General features: G+C 54.2%; 9 protein-coding genes. All 9 read right to left on the reverse strand.

Features of this window, described 5'->3' with window-relative positions:
- Nucleotides 1–33: 33 nt before the first annotated feature.
- Nucleotides 34–1002: a hypothetical protein gene (locus LAO21_21475; protein ID MBZ5555291.1), complete on the reverse strand. Its 969-nt coding sequence runs from the start codon at nucleotides 1000–1002 to the stop codon at nucleotides 34–36.
- Nucleotides 999–2153 (reverse strand): glycosyltransferase family 4 protein, encoded by a 1155-nt coding sequence (locus tag LAO21_21480; GenBank protein MBZ5555292.1) that lies wholly within the window; start codon nucleotides 2151–2153, stop codon nucleotides 999–1001. The genes LAO21_21475 and LAO21_21480 overlap by 4 nt, the downstream gene beginning before the upstream one ends.
- A gap of 118 nt (nucleotides 2154–2271) precedes the next feature.
- Entirely contained in the window at nucleotides 2272–3459 is a 1188-nt protein-coding gene (locus LAO21_21485; protein MBZ5555293.1) for a glycosyltransferase family 4 protein, read from the reverse strand.
- Nucleotides 3456–4706 carry an O-antigen ligase family protein gene (locus LAO21_21490; protein MBZ5555294.1) on the reverse strand — a complete coding sequence of 417 codons (1251 nt, stop codon included), beginning with the start codon at nucleotides 4704–4706 and terminating at the stop codon, nucleotides 3456–3458. Before LAO21_21490 ends, LAO21_21485 begins: the two co-directional genes overlap by 4 nt.
- 190 nt (nucleotides 4707–4896) lie before the next feature.
- Nucleotides 4897–5961 carry a hypothetical protein gene (locus LAO21_21495; GenBank protein MBZ5555295.1) on the reverse strand — a complete coding sequence of 355 codons (1065 nt, stop codon included), beginning with the start codon at nucleotides 5959–5961 and terminating at the stop codon, nucleotides 4897–4899.
- Nucleotides 5962–7032: 1071 nt separating this feature from the next.
- Nucleotides 7033–8403, reverse strand: coding sequence for a phenylacetate--CoA ligase family protein (locus LAO21_21500; GenBank protein ID MBZ5555296.1), 1371 nt, complete (start codon nucleotides 8401–8403; stop codon nucleotides 7033–7035).
- 76 nt (nucleotides 8404–8479) lie between these two features.
- Nucleotides 8480–9868: a hypothetical protein gene (locus tag LAO21_21505; protein MBZ5555297.1), complete on the reverse strand. Its 1389-nt coding sequence runs from the start codon at nucleotides 9866–9868 to the stop codon at nucleotides 8480–8482.
- 61 nt (nucleotides 9869–9929) lie between these two features.
- Nucleotides 9930–11423, reverse strand: coding sequence for an oligosaccharide flippase family protein (locus LAO21_21510; protein ID MBZ5555298.1), 1494 nt, complete (start codon nucleotides 11421–11423; stop codon nucleotides 9930–9932).
- Between the two features lie 36 nt (nucleotides 11424–11459).
- On the reverse strand, nucleotides 11460–12020 hold the full coding sequence (locus LAO21_21515; GenBank protein MBZ5555299.1) for a serine O-acetyltransferase: 561 nt from the start codon (nucleotides 12018–12020) through the stop codon (nucleotides 11460–11462).
- Between the last annotated feature and the right edge of the window lie 505 nt (nucleotides 12021–12525).

Raw genomic sequence — 12525 nt, forward strand, 5'->3', positions numbered from 1 at the left:
GCTTAAAATGGTTGCCGTCACGAAAATTCCAGACTAATGAACCATGCTGCTTAAACGCGAAACAAGCTCATTCCTCCGACCGGCCCACTCAATCTCCAATCCTTTCTTAAGAACCTTGACATCTTCCCTGAGGCTGGGCAACTGCGAAATCGCCAGCCTTACGGCCTCAGAAATCTCTTGTGCAGTATTCTCTGTAAACACCGTTCCCCGATGGAAATATTTCCGGAGTGCAACCGTGTCGGTCAAGATGACTGGCTTCTCCAACGATACCGCTTCATAGGCGCCACACACAAGGCAATCATCCATATAAGTCAGGTCCAGGATGATGTCAGCACTCCTGAGTAGCATGATGTAATCGCCGTTCGATAAGTACCCTGTCAAGATCAAATTCGAAGGTAAGCGGTCGGTCTTAATACCTGAGACCTTCCTGGGACTCCCAGTCACATAAACATGGCAATGACCGATCAATCTCCTCGCGGCTTCGATGATCTCCCGGTAGGGCTCGTCCTTTGCAAAGGTTGAAATGCATACAATATTGACCTTCCCCTCCAAATCCATCCGCTTCCCCTCGGGAAAGGCAGGTAGTTTATCTTCCAGAACAAACGGGGTTCCCCCTTCTTGTTTGACGTGCTCTGCCAAGCCAGGGTTCGTCACAACCGTAAGGTCAGCCTTCCTCTGAATGAATCGGCACATAAAGTGCAGCCAACTCGATCTCGAGAGGAAGGGAGCCAATCCTTCATTGTGAGCATCCACAACCAGGACATACCGAAATACCCTCTTCAATAACACTGCCCACGCCGAAAGAACGATCGATGGATTCTGGACGACAAGCCCCCTCGGCCTATTTCGAATGAGAACCTGAAGTGTCCACAGCAATAAATACGGGTGCTTGATCCATCGGGGCAGATCGATCGATTTTTCAAAAAGTCTTATCCCCAGATCTGCGGCCAGACCCTGCGTTCTCCGGTGTTTTTCCCAACTGATCCATATCCACTGGCTCATGAGTTTGCACTAAGAGTTCGCCTGGCACCTCTTCTGGCGAGCTCTCGAAACGTCTCTGTATATTCCTTCACCTGCCGATCCACGCCGAATTCCGTGCGGACTCGCTTGTACCCCGCCATTCCCATCTGTCTAGCCTTTTGCGGATCCCTCATTAGATCGATTATCCGTTCTGCCAGGGCCCTCGCATCCCCGGGCTCAACCAAATAGCCGCTGACACCTTGTTCGACTAGCTCGGGGACCCCCCCCACGCTCGTAGCCACAACCGGCTTCTTGTGGATGAAGGCTTCAAGAATGACAAGTGGCATTCCCTCAGTGAACGAAGGGAGGACACACAAATCCATTTGGGAATAGAAGGCCTGGATATCCCTCCTGAATCCGGGAAAAATGACATTTCTCTCCAAGCCAAGTTCACGTGAGCGGGCCCGGAGGAAGGGCGCTTCCCGACCATCCCCCAGGATCATAAACCTGGCATTTGGGAACGACTCGACTACGCTCGCGGCAGCGTCCATTAAGACGTCCAACCCTTTCTCTTTGCTCAACCTTCCAGCAAAGACCACCAGGGGATCGGATTCATCCATTGAAAACTCCCGCCGGACGTCACTGAATACCTCATTAGTACAGAGTTCCACATCGATTCCGTTCGGTATAACCCTCATCCGGTGCGGCTTCACACCGATCCTTGCCAATTTCTTTCCGCTCTCGCGTGAGACCGCAATGACCCTGTCGAAGCATCTCAAGAAGAGATTATCCATTGATTCGTATAAACGCATTCTGGCGCTCTCCGATGTCCGCCCATGAAAGACAGCCACAATGGGTATTTTCAACAACCGCCCCGCAAGCAAGCCAAAAAAATCGGATTTATAGTCCTGGGTGCAAATAATCTCTATGCTTTGGTCGTGGACCATGCGGATGATCTTTCTCAGCGTTGAAAAAAAGGAGATCGGACCCTCCTTCAACGCGTAGCAGCTGATACCGCAATGAGAAAGCGCCTGAAGGAAGTCATTTCCCCCATCCTTCTGTTCATTAAAGGCACCCACGACATATTTGCAGTCATGGGCCGCAATGTATTTCAGGTGGCTCAGTATCAACTTCTCCGGGCTCCCTAGGAACGGGCTTGCACGCAGGAAAAGAATAGTAACGGTGTTCGTCATCCTAGATCTCATTCAAGGTGGAGTGACCGCGCAGGAAGGAAACCAACCCAATATCTTTGTCCGGCGTCCTCCAATTCGGATTCCAATTACTTGCACCTCATCTGTTACCAAAGCCCGGTTAACCCGCACCAGCAGGAACAGTTCCCTTCATGCGATGATTGATCGCCTCATCAAACAGATTATCGAGTTTCGCGGCCGACACCCTAGAATCAAACCTGGATTTCGCGATCGGAATGAACCGCCTTGCTTCCTCTTTATACCTCATTTCATCGCTCACAAATCTGCGCATTCCTTCCGCAATCGAATGCGAATCGCCCGCTTCGACCATGATCGCCGGGGTATCTTTGACCGCTTCCCGCAGGCCGATGCAGTTCGAAGCGATCACAGGAACCCCTGCGATCATTCCTTCTGTTGCCAGAAGCCCAAAAGCCTCCCAGAGCGATGGCATGACCACCGCATCCATCTCCCTCATCACCGGAGCGACCTTGGGGATGAAACCGGAGAACAGGAAGTAATTCGACAGCCCCTTCCGCGCAATGATCGCTTTGTATTCCCGAATAAAGGCCCCATCGTTAACAGCCACCACCTTGAAGTCCCGCTTGATCCCGTTGCCCTTCGCGATCTCCTCCACTGCATCGATGAGGACCGTGAATCCCTTGGCCGGCATGAACCGGCCGAAAAAACCAAACAACACCACCTCGTCGCCGATCCCATTGTCCTTCCTGAACGTCGAACCCCCCTCGATTGAGCCTTGATCGAATTCCTCAACTGAAATTCCATTCATGATGACCGCAAGCTTTGATGGATGTCTTCGCAGGACGGGAAGGTACTCCACCAGATTCTCCTGCGCGTCATGGCTCACCGATTGAATCACGTCAGCCCGCGAGAGCAGAAAGCCCAGAATCTTTCTTTTGAGCGGGCCGAGCCATCCAGCGAATTGATCCTGCCGGAGAACTTCGTGAGGGGTCACCACATGACAAGTACGTGAGAAGACACTTGCTAGGACAGCCACCATGGCGGCCGTGTAGCCCTGGGAATGGATCAGGTCCCAATGCCTTCGGCCCCTGATCATCAAAAACATCCTCCAAATCATCCCGGCCAATGGATGCCGCCCCTCGACCTCAACCAGATTCACCCCGAATTTCTCAAGATCCTTTAGGATAAGCTGTGCCTCATCGCCTTGAACCGTGAGGATGGTGAATTCGTACTTTTGTTCATCTAGATGCCCGTAAGTGTACTTCAGGTAGGTCCGGATACCCCCCACAGGATGCCTGATCACAGTCAATATTCTGATTCTCTCGCTCATGGCGCCTGCGCTCCCTCCTCCTGGCGCGGGATCTCCAATGCCAACTTTCTGACCACTACCGACAATCCGGCGAAGAGATACCACGAGTAGGTGCTCAGGCCGTAACTCGCAAAACTGAACAATATGTTCATCCACAGCCAAACCTGAAGGGCATTGCCGAGGCGTGACAGGTAGCCTTTCTTATCCAACAAACCGCTCGTCGTTTTGACAACGAACCGGAAATTCGAAATGATGGTCCCCATAAAGGTCAGCAAAATTATTAATCCGATTACTCCCAGTTCTTCGAATGTCTCCATGTAGAGGTTGTGCGACGGCATGGCGATTCCCCGGGTGTGATAGTTCAACTCCTTCGACGTACCCAGGCCGGACCCGAAAACAGGCCGCTCCATGCCGGCCTTGAAGTCGGCGACCACCCCTTCCATTCTCCCCTCGACTGTTGCGCTGCCCGCGACATCAGATTCGCCGATCGAGAGGTACCGGTCTCTCTGGAGGGGATCCAGACTGGCGACAAATATCACCCCGCAAACAACCATTGCCCCGACCATGAGCGCCTTCTTTTTCGATTTAATGAGAATACCGATCAGGATGACCAGAAAAGCAAGAAACCCGGAACGCGATGCCGTGAGCACCAGGGCATAGGCAAGGAGCGGCATCGCACCCAGGTACACCACCTTGCTCTTCCACGAAGATTGAAAGCCAAGGAAGTGATACAAGGGAACGATGGTACAGATGATGGCGGCCAGACCGTTCGGATTGACGGTATCTGTCGGGGCGCCGGCCAATCGATCCATCATGAGAAGCTTCGCCCCTCCCATGTTGGTCGAGTCGCCCCAATAGCCGGTCGTAAAATGAAGGTACAGGGGCTCGAAGACCCGCAACGACTGGCACGCGACGAATACCAGGATAAATATCTTTAATCGCTTCTCGCTATTGATGAGAGTGATGGTGTAGTAATAAAAGATCGCAGACGCAATCATGTTGGGGATGCCCGCTTGAATGACGGTGCCCGGCCAGGCCGCGAATGGGATCGACACCAGGATGTCGATCCAAAGAACGATCAGGATCTTGCTGGTCAGGCTCAGCCCTTCGCCCGTCCGCTTCGGTTTGCTGAAGAAAAGCGTAGCACCGATCAAAGCGACGAGGATCAGGTCGAACCGGATGGCGCCCAGGATAGAGTATCGCGCCGGCAGATGAACCAAATAGCTCACGATGAAAACCAGATAGACCCTAAAAGATAAGTTTTCCATCAGGCAGCTGAATAATTACCGTACTCTATTTCAAAACGAGAATCTCATCCTCAGGCATCATACCCTTCTATTAACTCATGAAACCAAACCAATACGGACCTCATTGAAAATCGTACATGAATCAGCGTAGGGGCGCATAGCTATGCGCCCCTACAGCACCTGAAATCGAAACTACGGCTTGCAGCGCGTCTCATGCAATCGGCACCACCGCGAGGAGTGTCTGCATCCCCAGTTCTTTGAGGTCGCGGACACTGCGGCCATGCCACGGATATTCCACGGTCATGCAACGCCCGGAATGCCGCCGGGCGGCGTACCCCTTTAAACCGGCGGCTCGCCGCTTCATGATCCATCGATCCAGCCCCCTGATCATGGGCTTCCTCCGGGTTTCTGGAATCCCTCGACGCAAGCGCCCGATCGTCGCCACCATCGGCCACCATGAGAGATAGAAAATGCCATCATTATTCCTTAACATCCAATTGTGGAACTCCAGAAAAAAGGTGGGTTTGATTTCATCGATCAGGTCCATGTAAGCCCGGCAAAGGGGGTTTCCCGAATCGATTTCACGCGACAAATCAGGGGCCCCGGGCTCATTCAATCGGCACAGTCCGTCCGCCACGCCGTCGGGACACATCATCGGAAGAATCCACAGGTCACAATCTTTCAACTGCTCCCGATCAAGTCCGTTGAGCATGCCCTCCACGATGCCTTCGACCGCGTACGATCCGGCCGATTCATAGGGATGTGTCCGTCCCGTCACCAGGATGCGCTTTGAAGTCCTGCCTTCAGCCCGGGCCCTGAGCAGATAGACTTCCCTGCCGCGGGTGGTTGTATATAAGCGAGACTTGGAGAAAGGAGCGCCTTCATCGAGGCGATTGATCAGCTCCATGTAGCGCGAGTAGCCATAGCTCGGATTCAGGGTCAGATGACTCCTCCCGGCCGGGACCTTCAAATCCAGCAGGACCGTTGAATCCTCAATCTTCCCCTGCAAGGGCTGCCAAACATCCCCGCCCGTTCCGAGATAAACCACGTCCCGATATTGGTTGTATTGCGATTCCTCCCAGTCGATGATCAAACTCAGGTCGGCTTCGCCTTCCCCAGGGTTCTCCACATCCACATCCAGACGAAATTTGTAGCCGGCGTCGCCATCCTCGCTGTAAGGCTTGATCACGAAATTCCGGTCAGCGGTCTGGCGTATGGCGCCTTCCTCTTGCGGATTCCCTCCATCGATTCGTCCGGTGAGGCGTAATGTGTCCATCGTCGTCAGGGGCATTCAATCTTTGGTCCGCGGCGCAAGTCCCGCGTTCGATCCATGGCCCGGAGGGCTAAAAGAATGTAGCCCCACCTGTCGAAGATCCGCCATGGCGCATGTCCCGCGTTCGATCCATGGCCCGGAGGGCCAAAAGAATGTAGCCCCACCTGTCGAAGATCCGCCATGGCGCAAGTCCCGCGTTCGGTCCATGGCCCGGAGGGCTAAAAGAATGTAGCCCCACCTGTCGAAGATCCGCCCTGGCGCATGTCCCGCGTTCGATCCATGGCCCGGAGGGCTAAAAGAATGTAGCCCCCCCTGTCGAAGATTCGCCCTGGCGCATGTCCCGCGTTCGATCCATGGCCCGGAGGGCTAAAAGAATGTAGCCCCACCTGAGTCCCGTGTTCTTTGCGGGACGAGGGTGGGGTGCCGGATTCCCAAAGGCATTTGAGCCCCGCTTGCGGGGCGAAAGAGCTGTTGAACATGCATGAAACAAATCTTCAAATACAAGACAAGACGCATTTGGAATTGAAACCCGTCTTTCGCCGCTCCGCGGCTCTGCCCATTCTTCACATTCTTACCCCGCCCTCGCCCCGCAAAGAGAAAAAGCGCGGGGCTCAGACGGGGCTACATTCTTTCAGCCCTCCGGGCCTATGTCCAACCGCGCCCAGCTCAAGCTGAGCGGAGTCTACATTCTTTCAGCCCTCCCGGCCTAAGTCCAACCGCGCCCAGCTCAAGCTGAGCGGAGTCTACATTCTTTCAGCCCTCCCTTTCAGCCCTCCGGGCTTAAGTCCAACCGCGCCCAGCTCAAGCTGAGCGGAGTCTACATTCTTTCAGCCCTCCGGGCCTATGTCCAACCGGGCCCGACTCAGAATGAGCAGAGTCTACATTCTTTCAGCCCTCCGGGCCTGGACCTGCAAAGGTCGTCCTGACGCCAAACCCCAAGCTCCAATCCTGCTTCATAGACTTGGGGCTCACCCTCCGGGCTTGCATCTCACCGTTCGGTCATGAGCGGAGTCTGTCGTCTCCCAAAACAACTCCGGGCACTCCATCCTCTTTCATCACACAACTCTTTCTTCCTCATCCCTGATTCCCTACCTTTGAGATGGTGAAGCGGTACTTCCCCGAGGGCTCTTTGGGAATCGAGTCCACGTACGTGATGTCGAAGCGCATGTCCTTTCCGAAGAAATCGGGCACCTTCTGCTTCAGGGCGGCCAGCCCACTGTCCTTAAATTCGGGCCCGGGAACGATCTTGAACGTGACATGATCGAGCACGTCCTGGATGATTTGAGCCTGGCGTATCCCCGAAACATTGGAGATCAGGTAGATGGTCAGGGCCGCACCCGACACGCGCCTGCCATCAGGGGTCACAATGAAGTCCGTAGTTCGCCCGGCCACCATCTGCATCAGCGGGAGCGTTCGTCCGCAGGGGCACACCGTATCGGACGGACTGCCAACATCCTCAATCTTGTACCGCAGGAAAGGCATCCCGAAATTCAGCAGGTCGGTGATGATGATGTTTCCCTGTTGTCCCGGTGAAACCGCCTGGCCGTCGTCATCCACAAACTCCACATAAAGCGTATCGGCGTTGATGTGCAGGCCGGTGTGGGCGCTGCACTCGCTGGCAATCACCGACACCTCACGACAGCCATAACGGTTAAAGACTTTGCAGCCAAACACCTCTTCGATCAGAACCCGCTCGTGATCGTGAAGCACCTCGGCCGAGGTGATGATCGATGCCGGGTGAATGTCGGTCACTCCATGTTCTCTGCAATACTGGGCAAACACATAGACCGAATTCGCATAGGCCAAGATGCTCTTGGGCTTGAACTCACGCAACACCTCGACAAAATGGGCCAGGCTTTCATTGGTAATCGAAGAGCTGTCCAGGACCGCCCCGCTTCTAAAAAGCAAATTCCGGATCCTTCCTTTCCACCCCCGCACACCGGACAAATCCGTTCGGCTTCCCCAGATCCCGGCCATCTTTTCGCCCACTTTATAGCCGGTCCATCGGTCATGGCGGATTGCTGAAGCCTCCATCGAAATGATTCTTTCGCGGTCGTGGTAGTAGCGCAGGGGAGAGCCCGTTGATCCTCCCGTCTTGTTGGCGACAAGGTCGCTGAGATTGTAATTGGTGGCGACCAGGGCCGGCAGGCTTTCCTGGATGTCTTTCTTCGTGAGTAACGGAATCTTCCGGAAGCCGGATGGATCTTGAATGCTCGACGGTTTCAGGCCCGCCGCGTCGAAGCGCGAGCGGTAGAACGGGCAATTCTCGTAGGCGTGACCGATCAAACGGCCCAGCTTGCTCCACTGCGATTCTTTGATGGCCTGTGGGTCCCGGTACTGAAATTCCTCAAATTCGCGCAGGTATCTGAACAGTGACCATTTCCCATCCTTGAGCACCCAGAGCGGGTGAATGGCATGCCTGACGATTCCTGCATAGATATCCATTATGGACTCCTGTTGCCGTTGCGGCGCGAGACAATTAGACAGTAGAGAGGCGGAGACCCCTCCGCGCCTCCTGCGGTTAGACTGGGGTGGAACGGCCCCCCTCACGATTTGGAGTTAAGGCGCGCCCGACCTCCGATTTGCAGAAAATCACTTTCCCTGATGGCTCCGGCAAGACCTCATTCACAAAAACGACGTCAAATGTCAATTGTGCATGCAAGAAATCGCCGATTCGCTGCTTTAGCTCTTCGACCTCCTTTTCCCGAAAATTTGCTCCCTTTACAACATTCAACTGAAAACGCTCAAAGTCCTTCTGAATGATCTGAAGTTGCTTGATTCCCTGGCATTCCTTCATGATCCGGCCACAAAACGATGCACCGGCAGTGAAGGATCCGTCTCTATTCCAAAACGCATCCGTGCTTCGGCCCGTCACTTCCTCGAGTAGCGGAAGGGCCGAACCACAAGCGCATGCCCGAGCCGAGATGACTCCCAGGTCTCCTATTCTGTATCGAATGATGGGCATCGCTCTATTAAATAGATCCGTGAAAATCAGGTCGCCAGGTTCGTTTTCCACTAACTTTTCATCTTTGACTGCCTCGACATAGAGTCCATAACAGTTCAAATGCATCCCCTGATGGATACTGCATTCGGTTGCAATATGTCCCACTTCCCTGGCCCCGTACCAATTGTAGATTCGGGTGGAGAAGACCGACTCGATTTTCTCCCGCTGATATCCGTATAAATACTCCGCGGCCACATTGATGGAGTGGATCGGCAATTGGAGATTGTTCTTTTCAAGAAAACACGCAAACAGGTACAAAGGCGTTGGGTAGGCCTGAATGGTCTTAGGACGAAACTCCACCAGTTTCTCATAGTAGCCCTGCATTATCCCATCGTTGAGATACGAGCTGGGCAGATAGAGTGCCCTTCCGAGCACCCATCCACGCACCCGGCTCCTGAAAGACTCGGTCCTGGAATAGTCCTGCTCTGCTCCCCACAGAGATGCAACGCGGTCGCCCGGGCCTGCTCCCCACCATCGTTGGAAATGGAGGGTGCAGGCCCGCCTCCTGGCAAAGCATTCACGATCGAGGGCCAGATGGACCGGGGAGTCGGTCGTCCCTCCCGTGGCGGTTTGAATCAAGTCTTCCGGTCTTACTAATGGGTTCATCAATTCGCGTTGATGGTTTCTCAAATCTTCGCGCGTGAGAAATGGAATCTTCGAAAGGTCGGAGGGCGCCTGAATGGATTTCGGAGTGATTCCTGCCTCCTGGAATCGGTCCCTGTAAAACGGGATCTGTTCGTATGCCAGGTCGAGGATCTTGAGGACGCGGTCCCACTGCCGCGAGAGCAATTCTTCTCGAGGAAGCGTACACTCCCGTTTCACTTCCGGCAGGTAACTCAGACGTTTGTCGCCATTCCTATAATCGTCCAGGCGCAAGAGCGCCTGTCTGATCCACCTTACGGTCATGTTTTCACCTCCGCTTTACTGCGCATGGATTGCGGGCCGGCCGATGCGAAGCGCCAGGGAGTTAACTGGTGGGTACCGCATCACTCGTTCTAGTAATCTTTCCCCACATCGTAACGATATAAAGCCTTGCAGTTTGCAAATCGCCTTTGTCCAACACCCTGGATGCGACGATCAGGCCCGGGTAAACCAGCGCCAGGACGCACTTCAAGACCACTTGGAGCCACAGGCTCAGCCCCGCGAGGAATGTGATTCCAATTAAATAAAGGGCTATTCCGAGTCCGAGGACATAGGCGAACTTCCCGAGGGGATATTTCACGGGGTAGATGCGGTGCGCAAAAAACCAGGTCAAGCCCAGATAAACCGCAAAACAAATCAACGTGGCATACGCACCACCCATAATCCCATAGACGGGAATCAGCAACCAGTAGAGGAGAAAGATCAAGGCTGCCGCCGCTCCCATGACCAGCGGCTTGTAAATGGTCTTTCCCGTGATATAGAAAGCGCTGTCCGGAAAAATTGCCGCAGTCCAAAACAGATACGCCACCAGGGACCACGGGACAATCTTATAGGCCTCCCAGTAACCGGGCGCCGCTATAATCCTGATGATCTCTCTCGAAAAGAGCGCGAGCGGAAGGGACACCAGGCAATAGGCCAGAATCAGGAACAAAAAATACCTGCCAAAAGCGTTCCGGTCCTCGGAATCCCGGTCTAACTTGAACATGTAAGGTCCCCATACCTTGATGAACGGACCCAATACAAACGTCCCTCCCACTGTCCCGAGTTTGTAGCCCAGCGAATAGACCCCGACCGAGGAACTGTCGAGCATCCTCTGGATAAAAAACCGGTCCCCATTGTTTAACATGAAAAGGAAAAGCGCCCCCGGGACGAAGGGGAGTCCGAAGGTCAGCATCTTCTTGTACATTGGCCAATCAAACTTGTGTCCCGTCTTATAAAGCGTATATCCGACCAAAATGAAAGCAAAAGAAAGGCCAACAATCATATTGCTCAGGATGACGCCCTTAAGCCGCATGTTCAGAACGACCACGGCCACGATGGTCAGCACCAGCGTGCTCAGAAGCCTTGCCAATGAAATTCCAATGTAAAAGCCGGACGCCATCCGGGCCTGCAGGTACGCCATCGGCACCGAAGAGGACAATTCGGCAAACATGATGACGCCGGCCATCCTGAAGAGATACAGATAGCGATCGTTCCCGAAGAAATAGTGATTGATGGGCCTTGCCAACGCCAGAAAGATAATCACACTGCAAATTGAAAGCGCCAGCAGGGGTATCAGTCCCGTCGAAATGGCCGTGTTCTTCCGGTCTTCATCCGTCTCCTTGGAGTAAAAACTCAGGCTGGTCATGCCCAGCCAAAGAGCGAAGATGATGGTTGAAATTTCGACACAGCGCCCGATAATTTCCAGGATTCCAAACTCCGCGGTCGACAAATATCGGGCATAGAGCGGGATGAGCAGGAATCCCGCTGCATTCATGAGAACAATCCCAAGGCCGTAAACGACAAAGTGCCTGAAGACGTGTCCCTTGTTATCTGCCACGTTCGGATTCCTCATCCAGGGATTCCATGATTAAAGTCATAACCGGATAAAATCCGAGCTCGATTTGAAGTTCAGTATCTTGGCCGGTACGCCCCCCACCACGGCCCGGTCCGGAACATCCTTCAGGACGACGGCGTTGGCCCCGATCGCCACGTCATTGCCGATCGTGATTTTCCCAAAGACCTTGGCCCCCGGCCCAATATAAACCCGATCGCCTAGCTTTGGACATCCGAGCGTTTCACCCCGGCCGCCCAGCCCGATGGTCACCCCGTGAGAGATGTTGCAGTATTCTCCAATCTCAACCTCATGATGCAGCACGATTCCGCCATAATGCCCAATATAAAACCCCTTCCCAATGCGGGTATCAAAGGAAATGTCAATGCCCGCGGGGACACCAATCAGGACCTGCAGAAGCCGCAAGGGAATCATCAATCCCTTTCGGATGACCCGGTTTGATATTTTTGATACGCGGCTGCCCATGCGGTAGATGCAAATCACCCAAATGCCCGGAGTGCACACAACGACCTCAATTCGCGTTGACAGCGGCATTCCCTTCTGCAAATACCTTCTGAGATCCGATTTCAAAACTTCAAACATCGGCTTGCATCCAATCCTCGAAGTATTCTTATCCCATTTTGCGGGTGCCGCAGGCCCGCCGGGTGCCACGGACCCCCCGGGTGCCGCAGGCATGCGCTCTTTGCGGGTGCCGCAGGTATGCGCTCTTTGCATGCCTGCGCTTCCTTCTCCGATATGCTCAACCCAACCATCGAGACCTCATGCCCCTTCCCTCGCAGGCATGTACAAAACACATGCCTGCGGCACCCCAAGTGTGACGGACCCGCCGGGTGCCGCAGGTATGCGTTCTTTGCGGGTGCCGCAGGTATGCGTTCTTTGCGGGTGCCGCAGGTATCTGCTCTTTGCATGCCTGCGCTTCCTTCTCCGATATGCTCAACCCAACCACCGAGACCTCACGCCCCTTCCCTCGCAGGCATGTACAAAACACATGCCTGCGGCACCCCAGGTGTGACAGACTCGCCGGGTGTCACGGGCCCACCGGTTGTCACGGGCATGCGTTCTTGGCGGGTGCCGCAGGTATGCGCTC

The organism is Terriglobia bacterium (genome assembly GCA_020073085.1).
Classification (GTDB): Bacteria; Acidobacteriota; Terriglobia; order JAIQFV01; family JAIQFV01; genus JAIQFV01.

Coding starts and splice junctions, on each gene's coding strand:
- LAO21_21475 (MBZ5555291.1), bottom strand. CDS start 1,002: ATGAGCCAGTGGATATGGATCAGTTGGGAAAAACACCGGAGAACGCAG.
- LAO21_21480 (MBZ5555292.1), bottom strand. CDS start 2,153: ATGACGAACACCGTTACTATTCTTTTCCTGCGTGCAAGCCCGTTCCTA.
- LAO21_21485 (MBZ5555293.1), bottom strand. CDS start 3,459: ATGAGCGAGAGAATCAGAATATTGACTGTGATCAGGCATCCTGTGGGG.
- LAO21_21490 (MBZ5555294.1), bottom strand. CDS start 4,706: ATGGAAAACTTATCTTTTAGGGTCTATCTGGTTTTCATCGTGAGCTAT.
- LAO21_21495 (MBZ5555295.1), bottom strand. CDS start 5,961: ATGGACACATTACGCCTCACCGGACGAATCGATGGAGGGAATCCGCAA.
- LAO21_21500 (MBZ5555296.1), bottom strand. CDS start 8,403: ATGGATATCTATGCAGGAATCGTCAGGCATGCCATTCACCCGCTCTGG.
- LAO21_21505 (MBZ5555297.1), bottom strand. CDS start 9,868: ATGACCGTAAGGTGGATCAGACAGGCGCTCTTGCGCCTGGACGATTAT.
- LAO21_21515 (MBZ5555299.1), bottom strand. CDS start 12,020: ATGTTTGAAGTTTTGAAATCGGATCTCAGAAGGTATTTGCAGAAGGGA.